General features: G+C 59.6%; 21 protein-coding genes. 8 read left to right on the forward strand and 13 right to left on the reverse strand.

Features of this window, described 5'->3' with window-relative positions:
• Positions 1–42: 42 nt before the first annotated feature.
• The gene (locus tag VGU61_RS15215) at positions 43–945 is read left to right on the forward strand and encodes a LysR family transcriptional regulator (protein ID WP_326860035.1); all 903 of its coding nucleotides are present in this window, start codon (positions 43–45) and stop codon (positions 943–945) included.
• 69 nt (positions 946–1,014) lie between these two features.
• Here VGU61_RS15215 and VGU61_RS15220 read toward each other — a convergent pair whose 3' ends face one another.
• From VGU61_RS15220 to VGU61_RS15260, 9 genes are all read right to left on the reverse strand, one after another.
• The gene (locus VGU61_RS15220; protein ID WP_326860037.1) at positions 1,015–3,264 is read right to left on the reverse strand and encodes an arginine/lysine/ornithine decarboxylase; all 2,250 of its coding nucleotides are present in this window, start codon (positions 3,262–3,264) and stop codon (positions 1,015–1,017) included.
• A gap of 177 nt (positions 3,265–3,441) precedes the next feature.
• Positions 3,442–3,642 carry a DUF2905 domain-containing protein gene (locus tag VGU61_RS15225; RefSeq protein ID WP_326860039.1) on the reverse strand — a complete coding sequence of 67 codons (201 nt, stop codon included), beginning with the start codon at positions 3,640–3,642 and terminating at the stop codon, positions 3,442–3,444.
• A gap of 85 nt (positions 3,643–3,727) precedes the next feature.
• On the reverse strand, positions 3,728–4,216 hold the full coding sequence (locus VGU61_RS15230) for a dihydrofolate reductase (RefSeq protein WP_326860040.1): 489 nt from the start codon (positions 4,214–4,216) through the stop codon (positions 3,728–3,730).
• A gap of 10 nt (positions 4,217–4,226) precedes the next feature.
• Positions 4,227–4,553 carry a GIY-YIG nuclease family protein gene (locus VGU61_RS15235; RefSeq protein ID WP_326860041.1) on the reverse strand — a complete coding sequence of 109 codons (327 nt, stop codon included), beginning with the start codon at positions 4,551–4,553 and terminating at the stop codon, positions 4,227–4,229.
• Between the two features lie 166 nt (positions 4,554–4,719).
• Positions 4,720–5,514: a thymidylate synthase gene (locus VGU61_RS15240; protein WP_326860042.1), complete on the reverse strand. Its 795-nt coding sequence runs from the start codon at positions 5,512–5,514 to the stop codon at positions 4,720–4,722.
• 40 nt (positions 5,515–5,554) lie between these two features.
• Complete coding sequence (locus VGU61_RS15245; protein ID WP_326860043.1) at positions 5,555–7,354, reverse strand: ABC transporter transmembrane domain-containing protein; 1,800 nt, start codon at positions 7,352–7,354, stop codon at positions 5,555–5,557.
• Entirely contained in the window at positions 7,351–8,430 is a 1,080-nt protein-coding gene (locus tag VGU61_RS15250) for a carotenoid 1,2-hydratase (RefSeq protein ID WP_326860045.1), read from the reverse strand. The genes VGU61_RS15245 and VGU61_RS15250 overlap by 4 nt, the downstream gene beginning before the upstream one ends.
• Entirely contained in the window at positions 8,430–10,973 is a 2,544-nt protein-coding gene (locus VGU61_RS15255) for an ABC transporter permease (RefSeq protein WP_326860046.1), read from the reverse strand. Before VGU61_RS15255 ends, VGU61_RS15250 begins: the two co-directional genes overlap by 1 nt.
• Positions 10,970–11,632 carry an ABC transporter ATP-binding protein gene (locus VGU61_RS15260; protein ID WP_326860047.1) on the reverse strand — a complete coding sequence of 221 codons (663 nt, stop codon included), beginning with the start codon at positions 11,630–11,632 and terminating at the stop codon, positions 10,970–10,972. Before VGU61_RS15260 ends, VGU61_RS15255 begins: the two co-directional genes overlap by 4 nt.
• 236 nt (positions 11,633–11,868) lie before the next feature.
• Here VGU61_RS15260 and egtD point away from each other — a divergent pair, with 236 nt between their 5' ends.
• The gene (gene egtD, locus VGU61_RS15265) at positions 11,869–12,822 is read left to right on the forward strand and encodes an L-histidine N(alpha)-methyltransferase (protein ID WP_326860048.1); all 954 of its coding nucleotides are present in this window, start codon (positions 11,869–11,871) and stop codon (positions 12,820–12,822) included.
• 18 nt (positions 12,823–12,840) lie between these two features.
• On the forward strand, positions 12,841–14,088 hold the full coding sequence (gene egtB, locus VGU61_RS15270; protein ID WP_326860049.1) for an ergothioneine biosynthesis protein EgtB: 1,248 nt from the start codon (positions 12,841–12,843) through the stop codon (positions 14,086–14,088).
• A 65-nt stretch (positions 14,089–14,153) separates the two neighbouring features.
• On the opposite strand, the gene VGU61_RS15275 is transcribed toward egtB, so the two are convergent.
• A complete protein-coding gene (locus tag VGU61_RS15275; RefSeq protein WP_326860051.1) occupies positions 14,154–14,873 on the reverse strand; it encodes a PEP-CTERM sorting domain-containing protein in 720 nt (239 codons plus the stop codon).
• A 156-nt stretch (positions 14,874–15,029) separates the two neighbouring features.
• Entirely contained in the window at positions 15,030–15,479 is a 450-nt protein-coding gene (locus tag VGU61_RS15280) for a GNAT family N-acetyltransferase (protein WP_326860052.1), read from the reverse strand.
• 116 nt (positions 15,480–15,595) lie between these two features.
• Here VGU61_RS15280 and senA point away from each other — a divergent pair, with 116 nt between their 5' ends.
• Complete coding sequence (senA, locus tag VGU61_RS15285) at positions 15,596–16,783, forward strand: selenoneine synthase SenA (RefSeq protein ID WP_326860054.1); 1,188 nt, start codon at positions 15,596–15,598, stop codon at positions 16,781–16,783.
• A 120-nt stretch (positions 16,784–16,903) separates the two neighbouring features.
• Here senA and VGU61_RS15290 read toward each other — a convergent pair whose 3' ends face one another.
• Together VGU61_RS15290 and fabI are read right to left on the reverse strand one after the other, a co-directional pair.
• On the reverse strand, positions 16,904–18,301 hold the full coding sequence (locus tag VGU61_RS15290; protein WP_326860055.1) for a DEAD/DEAH box helicase: 1,398 nt from the start codon (positions 18,299–18,301) through the stop codon (positions 16,904–16,906).
• 346 nt (positions 18,302–18,647) lie between these two features.
• Complete coding sequence (gene fabI, locus VGU61_RS15295) at positions 18,648–19,439, reverse strand: enoyl-ACP reductase FabI (protein WP_326860056.1); 792 nt, start codon at positions 19,437–19,439, stop codon at positions 18,648–18,650.
• 374 nt (positions 19,440–19,813) lie between these two features.
• Between fabI and VGU61_RS15300 the strand changes: the two genes are divergently transcribed.
• Genes VGU61_RS15300 through VGU61_RS15315 form a run of 4 tightly spaced genes read left to right on the forward strand, consistent with a single transcriptional unit; the run spans position 19,814 to position 25,296 of the window.
• The gene (locus VGU61_RS15300; RefSeq protein WP_326860057.1) at positions 19,814–21,610 is read left to right on the forward strand and encodes an extracellular solute-binding protein; all 1,797 of its coding nucleotides are present in this window, start codon (positions 19,814–19,816) and stop codon (positions 21,608–21,610) included.
• Between the two features lie 10 nt (positions 21,611–21,620).
• Positions 21,621–22,679 carry a microcin C ABC transporter permease YejB gene (locus VGU61_RS15305; protein ID WP_326860058.1) on the forward strand — a complete coding sequence of 353 codons (1,059 nt, stop codon included), beginning with the start codon at positions 21,621–21,623 and terminating at the stop codon, positions 22,677–22,679.
• Positions 22,676–23,713 carry an ABC transporter permease gene (locus VGU61_RS15310; protein WP_326860059.1) on the forward strand — a complete coding sequence of 346 codons (1,038 nt, stop codon included), beginning with the start codon at positions 22,676–22,678 and terminating at the stop codon, positions 23,711–23,713. Before VGU61_RS15305 ends, VGU61_RS15310 begins: the two co-directional genes overlap by 4 nt.
• Positions 23,710–25,296 (forward strand): ABC transporter ATP-binding protein, encoded by a 1,587-nt coding sequence (locus VGU61_RS15315; RefSeq protein WP_326860060.1) that lies wholly within the window; start codon positions 23,710–23,712, stop codon positions 25,294–25,296. Before VGU61_RS15310 ends, VGU61_RS15315 begins: the two co-directional genes overlap by 4 nt.
• Positions 25,297–25,372 lie beyond the last annotated feature (76 nt).

A 25,372-nucleotide genomic window follows, 5' to 3' on the forward strand; every position in this document is an offset into this window, starting at 1 on the left:
AGTAAAATCAATAATCTTGATATAAATCATCGACATTCATCTATGAATCCAACTTTCCGCCAATTGACTGTTTTCCTCGCCGTTGCGGAGCATGGCAGCATCACGGCCGCTGCGCAGGCCTGTCACATCACCCAGCCGACGGTGTCGATGCAGATGAGAGAACTCTCCGATGCCATCGGCCTTCCGCTTTACGAGCAGATCGGCAAGCGGCTCTATCTCACCGCTGCGGGCAAGGCGCTGGTGGAAACCGCGCGTGCGATGACGGAGGAGTGGGAACGGTTCGAACAAGGCATCGCCGCGATGAAGGGGCATACGAAGGGAAAGCTGCGGGTCACGGTGGCGAGTACGGCGAAGTACTTTGTGCCGCGTATCCTCGGCAGCTTTTGCGGGCGCTACCCCGAAGTCGATATCGCCCTCGAAATCCTCAACCGCGACCAGATCGTCCAGCGCCTGAGCGTGAATGCCGACGATCTGTACATCATGTCGATGCCGCCCGAGGAAATTGACCTGGTGAAGCAGGCTTTCGTCGCCAATCCGCTGGTCGTGGTTGCGCCGGCGACGCATCGCCTGGCAAGGAAGCGGAAGCTCGCGCTGTCCGAGCTGGAAGGCGAATCGTTTATTTTGCGCGAGCCCGGATCAGGCACGCGGCTGGCGGGAGATGCGCATTTCGCCGGCCTCGGCTTCAAGCCCAAGATCCGTCTCGAGCTTGGGAGCAATGAAGCAATCAAGCAGGCGGTCGCAGTCGGCCTCGGCCTGACCGTTCTTTCACGGCATGCGCTCAACCCGACGACGGATGGAGGGACGCTCGTCGTACTGCGGGTGGCGGAGTTCCCGGTGCATTCCAATTGGTGGGTTGTCTACCCGCGAGGCAAGCGCCTGTCGCCGATTGCCAATGTATTCCTGGAGCATCTCGCGGCGATGGCGAAGAAACTGGCGGTCACGTAGGAAGAGACCGCCGGAGAGGACTGCAGCGCCGGTCCGCAATGCGGCGGCGCTGCTCTGATAACACGCAGGTTACTTCACGCAGTCGACGTAATACCCGCGCCGGCCATTCACTTCCTGCGTCACCAGCCCGTGCACGTCGGTCTGGAAACCGGGAAATTTCTCGTTGAAGTCACGGGCGAACTTCAGATAATCGACAATCGTCCTGTTGAAGCGCTCACCCGGGATCAAAAGCGGGATGCCCGGCGGGTAGGGCGTCAGCAGGATGGCGGTGACACGCCCTTCCAATTCATCGATGGCCACGCGTTCGATCTCCCGATGCGCCATTTTCGCAAAGGCGTCCGACGGTTTCATCGCCGGCTGCATGTCGGACAGGTACATTTCCGTCGTCAGGCGGGCGACGTCGTAGGACTTGTACATGTCATGGATCTGCTGGCACAGATCGCGCAGGCCGACCCGCTCATAGCGCGGATTGGACGCCGCGAATTCCGGCAGGATGCGCCAGATCGGCTGGTTCTTGTCGAAGTCGTCCTTGAACTGCTGCAGCGCCGTCAGCAGCGTATTCCAGCGGCCTTTGGTGATGCCGATGGTGAACATGATGAAGAACGAATACAGGCCCGCCTTTTCGACGATGACGCCGTGCTCCGCGAGGTAACGTGTAACGATCGACGCCGGGATGCCGGTGTCGCCGAACTTGCCGTCAAGCGATAGGCCGGGCGTAACGACGGTAGCCTTGATCGGGTCCAGCATGTTGAAGCCCGGGGACAGATTGCCGAAGCCGTGCCAGTCATCCTCGGCGCGAATCATCCAGTCTTCCTGAATGCCGATGCCGTTTTCGGAGGCGACGTCCGGCCCCCAGACCTTAAACCACCAGTCCTGGCCATATTCCTCGTCCACCTTCTTCATTGCGCGACGGAAATCGAGGGCTTCGAGGATGCTTTCCTCAACCAGCGCGGTGCCACCCGGCGGTTCCATCATCGCCGCAGCAACATCGAGCGAGGCCATGATTGCGTACTGGGGCGACGTGGAGGTATGCATCAGGTAGGCTTCGTTGAACATATCCTGGTCGAGCTTCACTGTCTCCGATTCGCGCACCAGGATCTGCGATGCCTGCGACAAACCGGCCAGCAGCTTGTGGGTCGATTGCGTCGAGAAAATCATCGATTGCTTCGCCCGCGGCCTGTCCTTGCCAATGGCGTGCATATTCTTATAGAAATCGTGGAAGGTCGCATGCGGCAGCCATGCCTCGTCGAAATGCAAGGTATCAATCTCGCCGTCCAGCATTTCCTTCAGCGTTTCGACGTTGTACAGCACACCGTCGTAGGTGGACTGCGTGATCGTCAGGATGCGCGGCTTCTTGTTGACGGCTTCGCGGGCGAACGGGTTGGCCTCGATCTTCTTCCGGATGTTTTCCATCTTGAATTCTTCAAGCGGGATCGGGCCGATGATGCCGAGATGATTGCGCGTCGGCATCAGGAAGACGGGAATCGCGCCAGTCATGATGATCGAATGCAGGATCGACTTGTGGCAGTTGCGGTCGACGACCACGATGTCGCCGGGACCGACAGTCGAATGCCATACCATCTTGTTCGAGGTCGAGGTGCCGTTGGTGACGAAATAGCAATGATCGGCGTTGAAGATGCGGGCCGCGTTGCGTTCCGATGCGGCGACCGGGCCGGTATGGTCAAGCAGCTGGCCGAGTTCTTCCACCGCGTTGCAGACGTCGGCGCGCAGCATGTTTTCGCCGAAGAACTGGTGGAACATCTGGCCCACCGGGGACTTCAGGAATGCCACGCCGCCGGAATGGCCGGGGCAGTGCCAGGAATAGGAGCCATCCTGCGCGTAATGCACCAGGGCGCGGAAGAACGGCGGCGCCAGTCCGTCGAGGTAGGATTTCGCCTCGCGGATGATGTGGCGGGCAACGAATTCCGGCGTGTCTTCGAACATGTGGATGAAGCCGTGCAGTTCGCGAAGGATGTCGTTCGGGATATGGCGCGAGGTGCGGGTTTCGCCATAGATGTAGATCGGGATGTCCGCGTTCTTGTAGCGGATCTCTTCAACGAAGGCGCGCAGCGATTTCAGCGCATGGTCCGTTTCCTCGAAGGAACCGGCCCCGAATTCCTCGTCGTCGATCGACAGGATGAAAGCGGACGCGCGGGATTGCTGCTGGGCGAACTGGGACAGGTCGCCGTAGCTGGTTACGCCGAGCACTTCCATGCCTTCCTTGGTGATCGCGTCCGCGAGTGCGCGGATGCCGAGGCCCGAGGTGTTCTCGGAACGGAAATCTTCGTCGATGATGACAATAGGGAAGCGAAATTTCATCAGGTTTCCTGTGGAAGCAGAGGCGCTGGAGCAGATCGTCGCCGATCCGTTTGGGCGTCGAAAAAAGAAAAGCGGATTTTCGCAGATATGCGGCGGCTGTGCTGGAAAAACAGGCGATTTTTGCGTGAAACTTCCCATTCGGGAGCGCTGGTGGCGCCATTTACTCGAAATCTGCCCCTATCGGCGGAATATCCAGAGCACAAGCGATATGACGACCGAGATGACGATGCAGGTCACGACCGGGAAATGGAAACTGAAGCCTTCCCTCACCACATGAATGTCGCCCGGCAACCGGCCGAACGGCAGCCGTGACACCCATGGCCATGCCAGTCCAATGACCAGCAGTGCAAATCCGGCGATGATCAAAAGTCGTTGCATTGGTCAGGCTACGCGTGGGAGGCAGTGCTGCATCGATATGTCCGCCATTGGACGGTCAGCGCGGTCGAAGATTCCCGGACCGGTTCTATATCCGGTCGTAGGTGACGAAGGCGTAGTCGAAGCCCTGTTCGGCAGAATGGTGCTTGTCGCGCGCGACTTCCTTCCATACATTCGGATCGATGGCGGGGAAGAAGGTATCGCAATCAAACTTCCGGTCGATTTCGGTGACGATCAGCCGGCTGGTATGGGGCAGCGCCTCCGCGTAGATCTGCGCACCGCCGATCACATGGGTGAGGGTGCTGCCCACCAGGTCCAGTGCCGCCTGCAGCGAAGCAACCGCCTCGACGCCGTCATGCTTCCAGCCGGGATTGCGGGTGATGACGATATTACGGCGATTCGGCAACGGCCGGCCGATGGAATCGAAGGTCTTGCGGCCCATGATGATCGGATGGTCGATGGTCACCCTTTTGAAATGCGCGAGGTCTTCCGGCAGGCGCCAAGGGAGGGTGTTGTTGATGCCGATGCCGCGTTGGGCGTCGGTGGCGACGACGATGGTGAGGTTGGGGGAGGTCATATCGGTTTGGTTATGCGGTGAATTCGTAATAGCGGTCTTGCCAGGTTGGATTGGTTTCTTCGATCAGGCGCAGCTTCCAGTCACGGTTCCACTTCTTGAGTTGCTTCTCACGGGTGATGGCGGCGCCGATCGAGGCGTGAACCTCATACCATACGAGCAGGTGAACGGCGTATCTTGATGTGAAGCTTTCGACGATGTCTGATTTGTGCTGCCAGGTCCGCTTGACAAGATCGCGGGTGACACCTATGTAAAGCGTTCCGTTTCGCTGGCTGGCGAGGATGTAGACGTAGTATTGCATTGCTTGGCGCACCTGGCCGAATAACCAACTGTCCTTCAATACTTGTCATTCCCGCGAAGGCGGGAATCCAGGGATGCTCCACCTACAACAATTCACAGCGGTGAGGCATCTCTGGGTTCCCGCCTTCGCAGGAACGACAGGCTGAGGTGATACGGAGACAGCAACGTTGCACTTCAACGCGATTCCCCTGGTGCATGCCATGCAATCAAACCGCCACCGGCGCCTTGATATGCGGATGCGACTGATACCCCTCGATTTCAAAATCCTCGAACCGGTAATCGAAGATCGACTCAGGCTTGCGCTTGATCACCAGCTTCGGCAACGGAAAGGTGGTTCGTGACAACTGCTCCCGTACCTGGTCCATGTGGTTGGAATACAGATGGCAATCGCCGCCGGTCCAGACGAAATCGCCGACGTCCAGCCCGGCCTGCTCGGCCATCATGTGCGTCAGCAGCGCATATGACGCAATATTGAACGGCACGCCGAGGAAAATGTCGGCGCTGCGCTGGTACAACTGGCAGGACAGCTTGCCCTCAGCCACATAGAACTGGAAAAACGCATGGCAGGGCGGCAGCTTCATCTGCGGGATGTCGGCGACGTTCCATGCGGAGACGATCATCCGGCGGGAATCGGGATTGGTGCGGATCTGCTCCAGCACCTGCGCGATCTGGTCGACGTGGCGGCCGTCCGGCGTCGGCCAGGACCGCCACTGATAGCCATAGATCGGGCCGAGATTGCCGTCGGGGTCGGCCCATTCGTCCCAGATCGAGACGCCGTTATCTTTTAAATATTTGGTGTTGGTCGATCCGGCGAGAAACCAGATCAGTTCATGAATGATGGACTTGGTGTGCAGCTTCTTCGTCGTCAGCAGCGGGAAGCCTTCCTGCAGGTCGAACCGCATCTGGTAGCCGAAAACCGAGCGGGTGCCGGTGCCAGTGCGGTCGGTTTTTTCGACGCCATGTTCATAGACATGGCGCATGAAGTCGAGGTATTGGCGCATGTTTTTTCCTGTAGTCGCGTCGTCGGGTATTTTACCCGTGTTAACCGGTGGCCATGCCGGGTGAGAATTGCAGGGCGGCGAGGCTCGCATACAGCCCGCCGCGCGCCACGAGCGACGCGTGGGTGCCGGTTTCGACGATATGGCCATGTTCCATCACGATGATGCGGTCGGCGCTTTGCACCGTCGCCAGCCGGTGCGCGATGACCAGCGTGGTTCGTCCCATCATCGCCGCTTCCAGGGCACCTTGCACGAGGCGCTCCGATTCCGCGTCGAGCGCGCTGGTGGCTTCGTCGAGCAGCAGCAGGGGCGGATTCTTCAGCAAGGCCCGGGCGATGGCGATGCGCTGCCGCTGGCCGCCGGAGAGGCGTACGCCCCGCTCGCCGAGGAAGGAGCGGTAGCCTTCCGGCAGGCGTTCGATGAACTCGTGGGCCGCTGCCATCTTCGCCGCGGCAATGACTTCCTCGTCGCTCGCATCCGCGCGGCCATAGCGGATATTGTCAATCGCATTGGCGGAGAAGATCACCGTTTCCTGGGGCACCACGCCGATGGCGTTGCGCAGCGTGCCGAGATCGAGCTGCCGGATGTCGACGCCGTCGAGCAGGATGGCGCCCTGCTGCGGATCGTAGAAACGCAGCAGCAGCTGAAAGAGCGTTGTCTTTCCCGCGCCGGACGGGCCGACAATAGCGACCGTTTCTCCTGGCTGGATGTCCAGCGACAAGCCGGACAGCGAGGCATATTGCGGTCGGGAAGGGTAATGGAAGGTCACATTCTTCAGGCTGACGGCTGCGCCATTGGCGGCGCGTGGAGGCAAAGGACGCGGATTGGCCGCCGACTGGATGGGCGACTCGACCGACAGCAGTTCCAGCAGCCGTTCCGCTGCGCCGGCCGCCCGCTGCGCCTCGCCCAGCACTTCGGACAGCGCGCCGATGGCGCCCGCCACGATCGCGGCATAGAGAATGAACTGTCCCAGTTCCCCGCCCGTCATGCTGCCCCGGATCACCGCGTGCGCGCCGAGCCAGAGGACGAACACGATGGCGCCGAAGACAAGCAGGATCGCCACCACCGTGAGCAGCGATCGCGCCCGGATGCGCTGCATGGCCGTTCTGAACGCTTGCTCCACCGATGCGCCGAAGCGGCGCGATTCCTCGGCTTCATGGGTGAAGGCCTGCACCGTCGGCATCGCATTCAGTATTTCGCCGGCCATCGCCGAGGCATCGGCGACCCGGTCCTGCGAATCGCGCGACAGCCTGCGTACGCGGCGACCGAAAAACACGATCGGCAGCACCACGACGGCGAGCAGCACCAGGATGATGGACGACAGCTTGATGCTGGTGACGAACAGCATTGTCAGGCCACCGGCGAACAACAACGCATTGCGCAGCGCCATCGAGATCGACGTGCCGACCAATGATTGGATCAGTGTCGTGTCGGTGGTCAGCCGAGACAGTACCTCGCCGGTTTGCGTGGTTTCGAAGAATTGCGGGCTCTGCATCACCACATGCCGGTACACCGCGCTGCGCAGGTCTGCGGTCACCCGTTCGCCCAGCCAGGAGACCATGTAGAAGCGGGCGGCGGTTGCCAGCGCCAGCACGCAGGCCACACCGAACAGGGCAATGAAGTAGAGGTCGATATGGTCCCGGCTGCTGGTACCCGCGCCCCCGAATCCCAGATCGATCATCTGCTTGAATGCATAAGGAATGGCGAGCGTCGCGCCGGCAGCCATCACCAGCGCAATGCCGGCAAGTAAAAACTGGCGCTTGTAGGGCAGGAGAAAGGGCAGCAGGCGCCTGAGCACGGCGAGACTGCCTTTCTCCGTCTGCCGGGAAGAGGTCGTTGTCATAATTTCATCGGCTTCACATAGCCGGTCAGTTCGAGATATCCGCGGCCTGCCGGTTTGCCGTCCCGTGAGACGGTCACCGTGCCTTCCCAGTAGACCGCGCCGGTGGACAGGCGCGAATCCAGTTCCTGGTCGTCCTGCAGCGGCGCCAGCTCCCAGGTCAGGGCGCCTGTATCGATTTTCATGGCGACAGGGTAGGAGGCATTGGTACGCGGCGACTGCCAGCGGCGCAGCGGCGTGAAGGTAACCTGTTCCGGGGCAAAGTGGGTGATCTGTCCCGAGCGGCTGCGCATAGCGGCATGCGCCCAGAGTTTTTCGCCGGTCTTGCTGCGTATCTGGAAGGCCATCAGGGCGGAGCCGTCGTCAAGATTGACGCCGATCCAGTCCCAGCCTGATGCCTCTGGATCGAGCACGCTGGTGGACCATTCATGATCGAGCCATGCCGTTCCGCTGACGTTCACCGCCTTGCCCTCGCGGACGACGGTGCCGGCGACCTGCAACTGCGGCTCGCTGTAGTAATAGCTTGCCTGCTGCGCTTGCGGCCCCTTGCGGGAAAAGCCGTTCTGTCCCTGCAGCATGACAGGCTGTGACGGCGCCAGAGTCAGGTCGAAAGTGAATTCGCGCGCCCTGATCTCGGCACGGTACTTTCCGTCGGCTGAACGGACAAAGCGCCAGTCGTCGAGCCTGACATCGGTATCACCTTGTTTTGCATAGGCGAGCCCGAATCCTTCGCGGGCGCTTTTCTGGTCATGCTGCAGCTTGCCGACGGCGGGATCGGACAGCGCCGCATGGGCGATGATGAGTTGCTTGGGGGCGAAGCTGCTCGGGTTGGCTGCATCGTGGTCCGTCGCGGAGCGGAAGAACGTGACCTGGAAGCCGAGAGGCTTTCTGTCCGGCGTTTCCAGCCATCCGGTGACATACCACCATTCGGTGCGGAAGTCGGGATGGGCGCCGAAGTCCTGCGGGAAGGAGAGCGGTTGGCCGGGAACGACCGGCGACAGCTGCGGCGGGGCGGCAATCGCCCAGGCCGACAGCAACATGATCAGCGCCGCCAGCCGGCATGATTTCACTATATGCATTACCAATCCTCTCTCACCGCACGTACCGCATCTCCGGATACCGCATAGCGTCCGGACGCCAGCGCCGTGGCGCCCGCCGCCGCCAGCAGCACCGCCGCGACTGCAATCAGACCCGCCCATGGCATGTGCAGCTGCATGGTCCAATGGAAAGATTGCGGATTCACCACAAATACCAGGATCAGGCTGATGCTCCACCCGAGCACGAAGCCGACGATGATTCCCAGCGCAGTCAGCAGGCAGCCTTCCGACGCCAGTACCGCCAGGATCTGCCGCCGGGTGACGCCGACATGGCGCAGCATGCCGAATTCCTTGGCACGGGCCAGTGTCTGTGCGGAGAAGGTCGCCGCCACGCCGAACAGGCCGATGACGATCGCCACCAGTTCAAGCAGGTAAGTCACCGCGAAGCTGCGGTCGAAAATTTTCAGGCTGATCGCACGGATCTCGCCCGGCTCGGAAAATTTCAGTGCGCCCGCAAACGGTAGTTGCTTCAGCGCGGCGATCGCCTTCTCGGGGCTTACGCCTGGTTGCAGCCACAAGCCGGCGTCGTTGATGTCGGTGTCCCCGGTGAGTTTTTGGTAGTCCGTCAGCCGCATCTGTATCGCTCCGGATTGCCGTGCATAGTCGCGCCAGATGCCGGCCACGGTGAAGGTATGCTCCCGGCCTCCCAGCGGAAGCGTCACCTCGCGGCCGACGGTGTAACCGTACAGGTCGACCATGGCCTCCGATACCCACACCGGCATCGCGGACGGCGCCAGCGATGTCGTCATGGGTTCGCCCATGATCGGCAGGGTGCGATCGGGATTCAGCACATCGATCGTGCGCGCGATCAGCGCCACGCTCGGCCGTGCAGGATCGAGCGTCAGCTGCTGGATGCGCAGGAAATCCACGCGGGCAATGCCCGGCGTGCGTTCTATTGCCTGCTGTTCGGTGCTATTCAGGGCGCCGGTGCTGCCGCTGGTCGCGGACTGTACGTACAAATCCGCCGACAGCACCTGCGAAAGCCAGTCATCGACCGACACGCGAAAGCTGGCCACCATGATCGCCATTGCGACCATCAGGCTGAAACTCGACAGCACCCCGCCCAGTGCGATCGATGCCTGATTAGGTGCGTTCGCCAGCCGGGCCAGCGCCAGGGTCGCGACTACATTCGACCCACGCTGCGCCACGCCCGATAGCGCTGCGAAGACGAGGGCGGCCAGCCGGGGCATCAAGGCAATGCCGCCGATCAGCAGCAGCATGACTGCCAGGTAACCAAATATCGGCAACGAAAATACCGGCGGCATTTGGGTCAGCAACGCTCCTGCGGCCAGGCAGGTGATTGCAGGCCAGGGCGAGGAAAGACGCGACAGCATCACATCTTCGCTGCCCGACTTGAGTGCCTGTGCCGGCTTGGCACGCGCCGCTTCCCATGCCGGGCTGGCGCAGCCAAGCAATGCGACTGCGATGCCGAGAACGAAGAACAAGCCCGCTGCCACCGGCGTGAACCGTACCGACGGCCGCACGCCGGGGAAGTATCCGCCGCCCAGGTCGCCGCCGAAAAAATGCAGCGCCGTTGCCGCAATCGCATAGCCCAGCGCCAGGCCGAGCAGCGAGCCGATCACGCCGAGCACCGCGCCTTCCAGGAGGATCTGGGTCAGCAAGGCGCGGCGGCCGAGGCCGACCACGCGCAGCAGGGCAAGCTGGCTGCGGCGTCGGATCACCGACAGCGCCTGCGTCGAAAAGACCAGGAAGGCGCCGGTGAACAAGGCAACCAGCGCCAGCACATTGAGATTTACGCGATAAGCGCGCGACATGCTGGCGGTCCGCGCCTCCTGATCGCTCGTTTCCGTGACCGCGAAGCCGCCGCCCAATTCCCGCGTCAGCGTGTTCTTGAATGCGGCGCGGTCGACGCCTTCCGTCAGCCGCAGATCGACACGGGAAAGACGGCCGAGGCGGTCGAACCGCCATTGCAATGCGCCGATATCCATGACTGCAATCCGCTGGCCGGCCTGCGCCCGCACGATGCCGCCGGCCACGCGCAGGGACACCGTGCCCGTGCCGGACTGCAGATTGAGTGTGTCGCCGGTTTTCAGCTTCAACCACTCCATGGCGGCGGGAGACAGAAAGACAGCATCGTCGGCAAGCGTATCGAATACCCGGTCTTCGTCCGGCACGCCGGTCAAAGCGGGGGCGATCGCCGCAGCCCGGAAAACATCGATCCCGACCAACTTCAATGCCTGGTTCTGGCCCGGCACCGCCGCATCCACTTCAAGCACCGGACTCGCCAACGCTATTTCCTTCCGTTGCGCCAGGCGGGGAAACAGCGCTTCATCGAAATAGGGGGCCGCGCCGCGTACCTGCAGGTCCGCCTGCCCGGACAGGCTCTTCACGGCCGCGGAGAACTCGTTGAACGCGGCGGCGTTGATCAGATGAATGGCGAATCCCAGGGCGATGCCGAGCGCAATGGCGGCGATCGCCACCAAGGCGCGGACTGGGTGCGCGCGCCATTCGCCGCCGAGCAGCCAGTTGCTGATGCGCCAGCCGGGAAGGATGTCGCCGTTCATGCAGCCTTTGCGGTTGCTGCATGCAGTCCGGACTTGGTCAGGGACAAAACCCGGTCAGCGGTAGCGGCGGCGGCATGCGAGTGCGTCACGATCAGGCAGGACGCGCCATTCGCCTTGATCTCGCTGCGCAGCAGCGTCAGCACCTCGTGCGCGGTATCCGGATCGAGATTGCCGGTCGGTTCATCGGCGAGAATCAGCCTGGGTCGGTGTACGAGCGCACGCGCGATCGCTACCCGTTGCAGCTCTCCGCCGGACAACTGGCGGGGAAAGTCCCGGCGCCTGCCGCCCAGTCCGACGGCATCAAGCATCTGCACGGCGCGTTTCATGGGGCTGCGGTTCAGGAGCAGAGGCAGAGCGACATTCTGTTCCAGCGTCAGATGCGGCAGCACATGGAACGCCTGGAAAATGAAGCCGAACTTTTCCCGTCGCATCCGGGTGGCCGCGTCGTCATCGAGCGATGCCATCGGCGTGCCGTCGACCACGATATCGCCGCTGTCGGGCGTATCCAGTCCGGCAATCAGGTTCAGCAGCGTTGATTTGCCGACACCGGAATCACCCATGATTGCGACGTACTCGCCGGCATGGAATGTATAAGACAGGTTGTGCAATACTTGTCGTCCGTTCGCATACGACTTGCTCAGGTGCCGTAATTCCAGCATGTGCTTGACCTTTGGCGTGGAGCCTTAGTTGGGAGTTTGGGGTAATATTGGCAGCGTATAGAAAAGGAATGTAATTTGTCCAAGGCAAACCGTAGTAATTCACTCCTTGGGTGGTAATACTTGTGTTGCATCAATTGAATGCATCGATCACTGGCTATCATAACGAAAATCCCTTCCAACCACCGTCCGCAGGGATCAGGCAAGCCTGGAGCGCGACAACAACCGGAACGCAGAAATTGCATAACGGCTTTATTCAGCTTTACTTCCCGGACGCGGACGCCATTCGTGCCGAACTGAGCGAAGGTTTGCTTGCGCAACATGCCCATACGTCGCCCAAATATCTCTATGACGCGCTTGGTTCGACACTGTTCGAGGCGATTTGCAAGCTGCCGGAGTACTACCCGACCCGTACCGAAGCGGCGATTTTTGACAATTGCTTATCCGACATAGCGCGGTCCATCGGCCGCGGCAGCACGTTGATCGATCTTGGCGCCGGGAATTGCGACAAGGCGGCGCGCTTGTTTTCAGCGCTGCAGCCGGTTGAATACGTCCCCGTGGACATTTCGGTCGACTTTCTCCGCGATGCCGTCACTACCCTTCGCCAACGCTATCCGCATATCAAGATGACGGGTATCGGTATGGATTTTTCGTTATCGCTGGATTTACCGCAGGCCGTACGGAAGGAAAAACGCCTCTTTTTCTATCCCGGGTCGTCAATCGGCAACTTCAATCCGGATGAAGCGGCCACCTTCCTTGCGCGGATCAGAGAAGCATGTCGCAGCGACGGCGGCCTGCTGATCGGCGTTGACCTGGTGAAGGACATGGCCACGCTCGATGCGGCATATGACGACGCGCTCGGCGTGACCAGCGCGTTTAACCTGAATCTGTTGTTGCATCTGAATACGCTGCTCGGCGCCGATTTTGATCCGCGCGACTGGCGCCATCGCGCATTCTTCAATCAACACGAAAGCCGCATCGAAATGCATCTTGAGGCATGCCGCGACGTCGAGGTCCGCTGGCCTGAGGGCCGGCGCCGATTCAACGAAGGCGAACGCATCCATACCGAGTGTTCTTACAAGTACACCGCTGACAATTTCCTGCGGCTGCTGGAAAGGGCAGGGTTCGGGACAACGCGCACCTGGACGGATGAACGCGGCTGGTTCCTGGTATGCCATGCGCGCGCAGTGTGACGCATCGGGAAGGGAAAAATGAATCATACGCCTGACAACCTGCTCGCCGATTTCGGTGAAGTGCGCCGGCACACCCTGTCCTTGGCCGAGCCGCTGTCGGACGAGGACTGCTGTGTACAGTCGATGCCGGATGCCAGTCCCATCAAGTGGCATATGGCGCATACCACCTGGTTCTTCGAAACCTTCATCCTCGAACGTTTCGAGTCGGATTTTCAGCCTCACCATCCGGCATTTCGCGTGCTCTTCAACTCCTATTACAACGGAATTGGAGAGAAACATCCGCGCCCGCAGCGCGGACTGGTGACCCGGCCATCCATGCAGGAAGTGCTTGCCTATCGGCGCAACGTGGACGAGCGGATTGTCCGGCTTCTCTCCAAGGGTAAGCCCGCCGGTGAGGTGGCGGCGTTGACCGAGCTTGGGTTGCAGCATGAAAAGCAGCACCAGGAATTGATGCTGACCGACGTCAAGCACATGCTGTCCATAAATCCGCTTTATCCGGCTTACCGCAACGCCTCCCTTGAAGCACCGTCCGCCGCGGCATCATCCCTGTCGTGGCAGGACTTCGAAGCCGGTATTACGGAGATTGGTCATTCCGGCGGCGGCTTTTGCTTCGACAATGAAACGCCACGCCATCGCGTGTTTACGGAATCGTTCTCGCTGGCGTCGCGCCTGGTCAGTAACGGGGAATATCTAGCGTTCATCGAAGCCGGCGGTTACGCTGACTCCTCGCTGTGGCTGTCCGAGGGTTGGGACTGGGTACGCAACAATCAGCTTGCGCATCCTTTCTATTGGCGGAATACCGATTCAGAGTGGCAGGAATTTACCTTGTATGGACTGCAGCCACTGGACGCTGCGCGTCCTGCCGTCCACCTGTCTTATTTCGAAGCCGACGCGTATGCCCGCTGGGCTGGTGCACGGCTGCCGACCGAGGCGGAATGGGAACGTGCCGCAGCGACGATGGGTGAGGTAGCCGGATCGATAAACGCTTACCGCCTCCATCCTGTTGCCGCGCCTGCCGTGGACGGGTTATGCCAGTTGTATGGCGCTGCATGGCAATGGACATCCAGCAGCTATGCGCCTTATCCGGGGTATTCGCCCGCAGAGGGTGCTATCGGTGAATATAACGGAAAATTCATGGCGAATCAGTACGTACTGCGTGGGTCATCATGCGCTACGCCCGCCCGGCATACACGGGTTACCTACCGCAACTTTTTTCCGACTGGCGCCTGCTGGCAATTTACCGGAATCCGGTTGGCCAGATCCTGACAACAGGTGTGCACGACGGGAAAATAAAAAACCCCGCCTCAGCGGGGTTCCTACTGGCGCAAAGATTACTGCTTGCGGCGGCGTGCAGCGAACAGGCCGGCAAGTCCCAAGCCCAGAAGGGCAACAGTGCCTGGGATCGGCACTTGACGGACTTGCTGGAGATCGCCGATCACCATGTCGTCGAAGCCGAAGAAATCGGTGCCGGCCGCGCTGTTACCGAAGGTGATCTTCGTATAGGTCTGTGTCGGATCGATGAAGCCGAAAAACAGGAGTGAACCATTATTTGCGTTGATAGTATTGTTGACGGTCAGGGCGGTGGTGCCGCCACCAGCAAGTTGCAGGGTGACCTGGCCGTTGAAGTCGCCGATGTCGGTGCCGTAGAAACCGAAAGCGGCGATCGGATCACTGAAATCGATGCTGAAGCTGCCCGACATCTCCCAGTATTTAGATCCGCCGGCAGTGGTATTGAAGCGGCCAGCGCCAGGAAAATCCATCACCTGGCCGTTTCCGTTCAATGTCGCGGTAATACTGCCAGTCGAGCCTGGGAAGCTGAGGGCAAGCGGTGATGCTGTACCGGCAGCGAATGTTTCGAATGTCTGATTGCCGACACCACCGGACAAATTCGACAGGAACAGATTGCGGGCTGCTACCGGGTCACCGAACACATTGCCGCCCGGATTGAGGTTTTCACCAAAGAAGACAGTTGGAGCGGCTTGAGTAAAGCTGGCGCACATGCTTGCTGTCGCAAAAGCAGCCATTATGGAAAGTCTTTTGAGCAGGGACATGATTTTCCTTTGAGTTGGTTAGTCATACGACGATTCCTCTTAGCAAGACATGTGCCCAGAAAAAAGACTTTTTAAATCAAGGATGTACAGGCACTCCTTTTGTGATTTTGCAATAAATGTAAAAATTTTCGACGGCGCAATATGGTGCTGAGTGCATCAATCAATCATCAGGGTGTAGTGGATAAACTCATCGTCCCTCATATATCCCTTTGCTTCATACAGGCGTCGTGCAGGATTGCTACGAGCCGTGGACAGATCCAGGCGCTTGGCTCCGGAAGTGGAGGCATGGAATTTCGCTGCGTCGAGCAAGGCGTTTCCGATACCTCGTCCGCGTGCTGAAGGCGCAACGAACAGGTCATTCAATATCCATATCCTGCAGGCGCTTACTGATGAAAAGGAGGGGTAAAGCTGGGTGAAACCAAGAGCGTCTCCATTATCGTCTTCTGCCAGAAGGATGACGGATTCACCGCCCGCGAGTCGCTCGGCAATGAAAATGGTGGCAAGGGCGGGATCCGATGCCTGGCCATAGAACTGACGATAGTCGTTGAACAACGTAGCGATGCGGGCGGTGTCGGCAATTTCCGCTGCTCTGATCCGGATGCTCATGGCGATTCTCCTAAGGTGAGGGCAGCACCTGCTGCGGGTTTCCGTTATTGGCTTTCGGCGATGCGAAGCCGATAATAAAGCCAAGATTTCTTTCTTTCCATGTTCCGGCCTCATCAATGAATTTTTCTTTTCGAACCGCTACCGCCAGCGAATTGGCAGGTGCTTTGCAGGACGCCCGGCACCATACGCTGGCGTTGCTGGACAGCTTTGTCCAGGAAGGCCTCGACGTCGCCGCACGCATTCCTGTTCTGCCTATTTTGAATCCGCCCTTGTGGGAATTCGGGCGCATAGGCTGGTTCGCCGAATGGTATGTCCTTAGGGAGTCCGGCTCCAGTGCGCCGATGGCGGCGGCACGCAGCTCGATGCTAACCAAGGGCGACGATTGGTTCGACGCGAATACCGTGCCGCACCGCGAGCGCTGGACCTTGGATCTGCCGAGCGTCGGCGCATTAAAGACCTATTGCCATGAAGTGCTGGACCGCGTACTCGACAAGCTCGGCCGCTCGCTGAATAACGATGAGGCGCTGTATCCGTATCGGCTCGCGCTGGCGTATGAAGATTATTGCGGCGAGAGACTGGCAGCGATGTTGCAGGTACTGGGTGCCGGTCTGCCGGCGGACATCGCCGGGCGCGCGATTCCTTCGTGGGCGCAAGGAGAAATTCGTTTTCCAGGCGGAACTATCGAGTTGGGAAGCCGGGAAGGAACCGGGTTCTCGTTCGACAATGAACAGCCGGCGCATGCTTGTTATGTGCCAGCGTTCGAGATGGATTCCACCTTGGTGTCGAACGCGCAATATACTGATTTCATTGACGACAGCGGCTACGAGAATCCGCAATTCTGGACACTGGCCGGAAGGTCGTGGCTGATGAGTCAGGATCGGTCCGCCCCGCGGGGTTGGGTCCGTGACGGGAAGCGCTGGCGTTGCGAACGGTTCGGCATGCCGGCCGCCCTGGCGGCGAACGAGCCGGTGCGTCATGTCAGTTTGTACGAGGCACAGGCTTACTGCATGTGGGCAGGGCGGCGCTTGCCGACCGAGGCGGAGTGGGAATTTGCTGCCCTTTCCGCGCATCCGGCTTTGCGCTGGGGTGATCTATGGGAGTGGACCTGTTCGCCGTTCGAACCGTATCCCGGATTCGTGCCGGGACCCTGGCGCGAGTATTCGGCGCCGTATTTTGGTTCGCACCAGGTGCTGCGCGGTGCGTCGTTCATGACAAGGTTGCGCATGCGCTCGTCAAAATTCCGGTATTTTCTTCTGCCGGAACGCGACGATATGTTTGCCGGCTTCCGTACCTGTGCGATGTAGAAGATTTATAAAAGCAGCGCAAACATTGAAAGTGCCGGAATCTGCAGGCCAATAAAAAACGACCGCCGAAGCGGTCGTTTTTTATTTGTTTCTCACGCAGAGCGCGTGTATGGCGCGAGATCAGCGATCGCCGTAAGAACGGCGGGCACCATAACCGTCATCCGAGCGCGTGCTCTTTCCATAACCGCCTTCCTTGCGCGGAGCGCCGGGCTTGCTGAACGTGCGCTGGCCCGGCTTGGCTGCATTGCCGCGGTTATCGCCCGGTTTCCAGCCGCCCGGCTTGCGGGCCGACGAGCGCGGCGCCGATGCTGTTTTCTTCGGTTCGAAACCTTCGATGATATTTACCGGGATCAATTGCTTGGTAAAGCGCTCAATCCGCTTGACGTTCATGTTTTCCGCATGATTTGCCAGCGAAATCGCCAGGCCGTTACGGCCCGCGCGGCCGGTACGACCAATGCGGTGCACATAATCTTCCGGGAATTTCGGCAGATCGTAATTGAATACGTGGGTGATGCCTGGCACATCGATGCCGCGCGCGGCCACATCCGTCGCGACCAGAACCCGGACCTGGCCACGGCGGAGCGCGTCCAAGGTGCGGTTGCGGGCACCCTGATGCATATCGCCGTGCAGTGCCGCCGCAGCAAAACCGGCGATGTTCAGGCGGTCGGCGATGGTGTCGGCGTCGCGTTTGGTGGCGGTGAATACCACAGCCTGGTCCATCGATGCATCGCGCAGCAGGTGGTCGAGGATACGGTTCTTGTGCGACAGATCGTCAACGAAGTGCACGCGCTGTTCGATGTTCTCATGCTTGCTCGCCGAGCCGGCGATCTGGATCACCAGCGGATCGCGGGTGATGCGCTTGGCCATGTTGCCGACGACGCCATCGAGTGTGGCCGAAAACAGCATGGTTTGGCGGTTTTCCGGGGTTGCGGCAACGATCTTCTCAATATCATCGATAAAGCCCATGTCGAGCATCCGATCCGCTTCGTCCAGTACCAGCGTTTCCAGCTGGTCAAAGTTGATCTTCCCCGACTCCATGTGGTCGATCAGGCGGCCTGGCGTAGCGACCAGAATCTCCGGATTTTTCGCCAGCAATTGCATCTGTTTCGGGTAAGGCATGCCGCCGAGGATCGAGACTGCGCGTACGCGGCGCAGCTGGGAGCCGTATTTGTCGGTTGCGGTAGTTACCTGCAGCGCCAATTCGCGCGTCGGCGTCAGGACCAGCATCTTCGGCTGCGCCGGCTGGAAACGGGGACGCTCGCCGCGGGCACGTGCACCCTGGCGTTCCTGATTGGATGTTCTGCCGCCTGCCTGCTGCTCGGCGGATGCAAATTTGTGCAGGGCGGGCAGCATGAACGCCGCAGTTTTGCCTGAGCCGGTTTGTGATGAAACCAGCAGATCACGGCCTTGCAGCGCGGCGGGAATCGCCTGCGACTGAACCGTGGTTGGAGCGGTGTAGCCAGCTTCGGTAAGTGCTTTGAGAATGGACGTGTGTAAGCCTAGTGCTTCAAATGTCATTGTGTTCTTCCGTAGAATCAACGACGCGCGTTCTCTCATTGAGAAACGTACGTACGTAAAAATGCAACGCCAACCAACGAAACAGCTGAGAAAATAATCTGAGAGATTTCGGCACAAAAGCTTTGCGCCGGGAGGGTGTTTTAAAAAATCAACACCAAAAGGCGGGGAGGCTTTGTCGTTATTGCTGAGGGTTCGCGATGCTGCGAGTGTGCTGTCTTGCGTCAAGGTTTTGCTTTAAGCACAGACCACGATTATACAGACTAATCGAACACGGTGTCACGATTAATTCAGACTTTCAATAGGCGGAGAAGGGTGGTTCCTTGCGGCAAGAACCACCCGGAACGGTTTACTCCGTGTCGGCTGTCATGCCACCGACGATGTGCGAGAAGCCGCCATCCACATAAGTGATCTCGCCAGTGATTCCGCCCGCCAGATCGGATAACAGGAATGCGGCGGCATTGCCGACATCCTCCTGCGTGACATTGCGGCGCAGCGGCGCGTTTGCCTTGACGAAATTCAGGATCTTGCCAAAGTCCTTGATGCCGCTCGCTGCAAGCGTCTTGATCGGACCGGCGGAAATGCCGTTCACCCGCACGCCTTTCGGACCAAGGGATTCGGCAAGATAACGAACGCTGGCTTCGAGCGACGCCTTAGCCAAACCCATGGTGTTGTAGTTGGGCAGGACGCGCACGGCGCCGAGATAGGTCAAGGTCAGCAATGCCGAATTTGGACGCAGCAACGGCAATGCGGCCTTCGCCATGGCGGGAAAACTGTAGGCGGAGATATCATGCGCCACCTTGAATCCTTCGCGGGACAATCCGTCGAGAAAGTCGCCGGCAATGGCTTCGCGCGGCGCAAAGCCGATCGCATGGACCAACCCATCCAACTGGCTCCATGATTTGCCCAGCTCGGAAAATACGGCGGCGATCTGTTCGTCGCTGCCGACATCGCAGTCGAATACCAGGTCGCTATCAAACTCCTTGGCGAATTCGCTGATGCGGTCCTTGAACCGTTCGCCTACATAGGTAAAGGCCAGTTCTGCGCCTTCGCGTTTGCACGCTTGTGCAATGCCGTAGGCGATGGAACGGTTCGACAATAAGCCGGTAATCAGAATTTTTTTGCCTTGCAGGAATGCCATGATGACTCCAGAGGATTGGTCGGCGCTCGTCGGCAGCGTTAGAACCGCGTGGTCTATTCCAGGGTGCTTTAAACACTATGCCGGACGGCGTGGGGAGCGAGCGATATTTTCAAACTGGCCAAGATTGTAGGGTGTCGGCGAACTTAGGGCAACTGCGGGCAACTTTTGCCGGAATTCAGCATCTATGCCGGAAGTCAAAAGCGGGTCGAATATTTCATGATAGAAACAAGGCGAAAGCGCGGCGAAGCTTGGTGACCTTCATGCAGGCATGAATATGCATCTTGCAGGATTCCTTTAGTAAAATGACGCGGTTCAATTGGCTGTGTATCCTGCAGTGCCCCGATGTTCCGTCGACGGATCAACTTAACAGGCAGATGCATAAATTCATTTCCTCACTCCTGCTGGCCGGATTTCTTGCCCATGCCGGCAGCGCATTCGGCGCTTACGCGTTTTCCCGCTACGACAAGCCGAAATATCCCCAGGGATTTACCCACTTCAGCTATGTCAATCCCGACGCGCCCAAGGGCGGCGAATTATTCCTTGCCAACCCTGACCGGCGAACCAGCTTCGACAAGTTCAATCCCTTCTCGATGAAGGGCGTGGCGGCCGCAGGGCTGGACCTGATGTTCGAGACCCTTACCACTGGCGCCGCCGATGAGATCGCATCGATGTACGGCCTGCTGGCGGAAGACATGACGCTGGCCCCCGACGGACTGTCGATGACCTTCCGGCTGAACCCGAAAGCCCGCTTCAACAACGGCGACCCGGTCGAGGCGGCGGACGTCAAGCACTCGTTTGATTCGCTGGTGACGAAGGGCGCGCCGGGATTCAAGTCGCTGTATTCCGACGTGAAGCGCGCCGTCGTGGTGGATAACCGCACCATCCGCTTCGAGTTCAAGAACGATAATCCGGAACTGCCCCTGATCGTTGGCGGCGTGCCGGTGTTCTCGCGCAAATGGGCGGCCGGCACATCGTTTGACAATATCCAGCTGGTGGAGCCGATTTCGAGCGGCCCTTACCGCATCGATCGCTACGACGTAGGCCGCAGCATCAGTTACAAGCGCAATCCCGATTACTGGGGCGCCGATCTGCCGGTCCGGCGCGGCATGTTCAATTTCGGGCGCATCAATTATCGCTTCTACAAGGATGACGTGGCGCGCCTGGAAGCGTTCAAGTCGGGCGAGTTCGACATCGTGGTCGAATACAGCGCGAAGAACTGGGCACGCAGCTACAACGGCCCGAAGTTCCGCAACGGTGAAATCATCAAGCAGGAACTGAAACACTCCAATGCGGAAGGAATGCAAGGCTTCGTGATGAATTTGCGGCGGCCGCAGTTTACCGATCCGCGGGTGCGCAAGGCGCTCGGCCTGGCATTCGACTTCGAATGGATGAAGCGGCAGCTGTTTTACAACCAGTACACGCGTACCAAGAGCTTCTTCAATAACAGCGACCTCGGCGCCGACGGAAAGCCTTCCCCTGAAGAGCTGGCCCTGCTGGAACCGATCCGAGACAAGCTGGACCCGGCGGTTTTCGGTGAGGCGCCTGAGCCGCCCACCACTGACGCGCCGGCGTCGTTGCGTGACAATCTGCGCAAGGCGCAGGCGTTGCTTGCCGAGGCAGGGTGGACCTACCGCGATGGCGCGTTGCGAAATCAAAAAGGTGAGCCGTTCACGTTCGAGATACTTGAAGACCCGGGACCTTCCGGCCGCATTATCGCCGTCTACGTCCGTGCATTGGAAAAACTCGGCATCCAGGTCAGGGAGCGCGTCGCCGATTTCGCCTTGCTGCAGAAGCGGCTGGAGGAATTTGATTTCGACATGACGGTCATCCGTTTTCCGGCCGTGGAAAGTCCCGGCAAGGATTTCTACGACATTTTCGGTTCGGAAGCGGCCGATGTAAAAGGCACCAGCAATTACTGGGGGCTGAAGGATCCTGCGGTGGATTATCTGCTAGAAAAGATTGTCGTGGCGAAAAGCCGCAAGGATCTCGTCAACGCCACCAGGGCGCTTGACCGGGTGCTGCTGCACAAGCATATCGTGGTGCCGCAATGGTATTCGACCACGCATCGTGTCGCATACCGGACCCGTTTCGGTATGCCCGAGGAGCCGCCGCCTTATTATCAGGCGGTCCCGTACATCATCTCCACCTGGTGGGTAAAAGCGCCGAAATGAGGAGTGCCGGATGAACATTTGGGCCTACATAGGCAAGCGGATTCTGCTGATGCTGCCGACGCTGCTGGGCGTCATACTGATCACCTTCGTCGTCATCCAGTTCGTGCCGGGCGGTCCGGTGGAACTGGCTTTGCTGGAACTGAAAGGGCAGGCGGGCACCGGCGAGGGGCCCGGCAGGCTGGCCTCCGAATACCGCGGCAGGCAGGGCATTGATGCGGACCGCGTCAAGGAAATCCAGGCGCTCTATGGATTCGACAAGCCGCCCGCCGAGCGCTTCTGGCAGATGCTCAAGGGCTTCGCCACCTTCGATCTCGGGCAAAGCTTTTATCACCACAAGGATGTATGGGCACTGGTCGTATCCAAGCTGCCGGTTTCGATCAGTCTCGGATTGTGGACCTTCTTTCTTACCTATTTCATTTCCGTGCCGCTCGGCATCGCGAAGGCGGTACGTGAAGGCAGCCGCTTCGATGTCACGACCAGCATGCTGGTATTGATCGGCTACTCCATTCCAGGCTTCGTTCTCGGCGTGTTCCTCCTGGTACTGTTCGGGGGCGGCAGTTTCCTCCAGTGGTTCCCGTTGCGCGGACTCACCTCCGACGATTGGGAAAGCCTGTCCCTGTTCGGGAAGGTGGTCGACTATCTCTGGCATATCACGCTGCCGGTAACGGCCTCGGTGGCGAGTGCCTTCGCGGTGATGACGATGCTGACTAAAAATACCTTTCTGGAAGAGATCCGCAAGCAGTATGTTCTGACCGCGCGGGCGAAGGGCCTGAGCGAAAGAACCGTGCTGTACAAGCATGTGTTTCGCAATGCGCTGATTCCGCTGGTGACCGGGTTTCCGGCTGCATTCATCGGTGCATTCTTCGCCGGCAGCCTGCTGATCGAGACGCTGTTTTCGCTCGACGGCCTTGGATTGCTGTCCTATGAATCGGTCGTTCGCCGGGACTATCCGGTGGTAATGGGCACCCTTTATCTCTTCACCCTGATCGGCCTGGTGGTCAAGCTGCTGGGCGACCTGTGTTATGTCTGGGCCGATCCCCGCGTCCAATTCGAAAGTCTCGCCCGATGAGCGGCACCGCACCTTCACTTTCTCCGGGGCGGCGCATTTGGCTGCGTTTCCGGCAGAACCGTCGTGGCTACTGGAGCCTGCTGATCTTCACGACGCTCTTCGTCATCAGTCTCTTCGCGGAGCTGCTGGCGAACGACAAGCCGCTGGTGGCGCGCTACAACGGACAGCTGGTCTTCCCGATCGTGAAAACCTATTCTGAAAAGGTGTTCGGCGGCGACTTCGATACCCAGGCCGACTACCTCGACCCGTTCATACGCGACCAGTTCCGCAAGGACGGCAACTGGGCCATCTATCCGCTGATTCCCTACCGCTATGACACGCTGAATTATTTTTCCAAATCACCGAACCCGGCGCCGCCGTCTGCGGATAATTGGCTGGGCACCGATGACCGCGGCCGCGACGTCGTCGCACGGCTGCTGTATGGCTTCCGGGTTTCGGTCCTGTTCGGCATGGCGCTGACCATCACCGGCGTCATACTCGGCCTGGTCACCGGTGCCATCCAGGGATATTTCGCAGGCAGAACCGACCTGTTTTTCCAGCGCTTCATGGAAATCTGGGGCTCCATGCCGGAGCTGTATCTGCTGATCATTTTTGCATCCATTTTCGAGCCGAGCATCGGCCTGCTGCTGATCCTGCTGTCGCTGTTTGGATGGATGGGGCTTTCCGATTATGTGCGCGCCGATTTCCTGCGCAACCGGAATCTCGAATATGTGCAGGCTGCACGGGCGCTTGGCCTGTCGAACGGCCAGATCATCTGGCGCCATGTGCTGCCCAACAGCCTGACGCCGGTCGTGACCTTCTTGCCGTTCCGCATGAGCGGAGCAATCCTTGCCCTGACCAGCCTCGATTTTCTCGGGCTTGGTGTCCCGCCGACCACGCCCAGCCTTGGCGAGTTGCTGGCACAAGGAAAAAACAACCTTGACGCCTGGTGGATTGCCGTTTCGACCTTCGTCGTGCTGACCATGACCCTTCTCTTGCTCACCAATATCGGCGATGCATTGCGCAACGCACTCGACGTCAGGAGGAAAGCATGAGCCTGCTGGACGTTTGTCATCTGCGCGTGCGCTTCGGCGCGGCGACAGTGGTCGATGATGTCAGTTTCTCCATTGCGCCGGGTGAGAAATTCGCTTTGGTGGGCGAGTCGGGGTCCGGCAAGACGGTCACGTCTCTGTCGATGATGCGACTGAGCCAGGATGCGCAATACGAAGGGCAGATTCTCTTCGAAGGCCAGGACATCCTGAAGAAATCCGAAGCGGCCATGCGTGGCGTCCGTGGCAAGGATATGGCAATGATTTTCCAGGAACCCATGACCGCGCTGAATCCGCTCTTTACCGTCGGCAATCAAATCGCGGAAGTGCTGATGCTGCATGAAGGCATGAATGGCCGCGCCGCAGCCCAGCGAGCGGTCGGATTGCTGGAAAAGACCGGAATACCGGAGCCTGCGCGCCGAGCACTTGCCTATCCTCACCAGCTCTCGGGCGGACAGAGGCAGCGCGCAATGATCGCGATGGCGCTGGCGTGCAAGCCCAAGCTTCTTATTGCGGATGAGCCCACCACCGCCCTGGATGTCACCATCCAGGTCCAGATCCTTGAACTGTTGAACCAGTTGCAGCGCGAAGAAAACATGGCGGTGCTGATGATCACCCACGACCTGAACCTGGTGAGGCATTTTGCGGACCGGGTCGGCGTGATGGAGCGGGGGCGGCTCATTGAAGCGGCGGAAACGGCCGAGCTGTTTTCCAATCCGCGCGAAGCCTACACGCGCAAGCTGCTTGGCAGTCATCCCGAACGCATCATCGATACCGTAAGGCAGGATGCACCTCCCCTGCTGAGCGGGGAGCATGTGCGGTGCACCTTCTCCATCCCGCAAGGCTGGTTCAAGAAGAGGGAATTCGTTGCCGTGGACAACGTCGACCTTCAGCTGCGGCCGCACGAAACACTGGGCATCGTCGGCGAATCCGGCTCGGGCAAGTCGACGCTCGGCATGGCCTTGCTGCGGCTTTCGCCCGCCAGGGTCGACGGACGTATCGGGTTTGCCGGGCAGTCGACGAGCGACATGAGCCGGGACGCGCTCAGACCGTTGCGGGCGCGGATGCAGGTCGTGTTCCAGGATCCGTTCGCCTCCCTGTCGCCCCGTCGCACCATCGAGCAGATTGTAGGAGAAGGGCTGGCATTGCATCGGCCGCAACTCGGCAAGACCGGGCTGCGGGACGCGGTTGCCCAAGGACTGCTGGAGGTCGGGCTGGCGCCGGAAATGATGTCTCGCTATCCGCACGAGTTCTCCGGGGGACAGCGGCAGCGGATTGCGATTGCGCGGGCGCTCGTGCTCAAGCCGGAACTCATCCTGCTCGACGAACCGACATCATCACTCGACGTGTCGGTTCAAAAGCAGGTACTGATGCTCTTGGCGGAACTGCAGCGAAAGCACGGCATTGCCTACCTTTTCATCAGCCACGACCTCGCAGTGATTCGCGCCATGGCGCACAGGGTGATGGTCATGAAGGATGGCAAGGTGGTGGAGAGTGGGGCGACCGAGGATGTGTTGTCCAATCCTTCCCATCCCTATACCAGGCGTTTGCTGGCGGCATCGACATATTCAATCAGCGAAGAAGTGTAGGACGCCGGAACCTCGGATGGATATAGGTGATGGTGTCGTCCAGGGGAATAAGGGCATGGACGTCCCATTAAGCCGC

It is taken from the genome of Noviherbaspirillum sp. (assembly GCF_035944575.1).
In the GTDB taxonomy this organism is placed as follows: Bacteria; Pseudomonadota; Gammaproteobacteria; order Burkholderiales; family Burkholderiaceae_D; genus Noviherbaspirillum.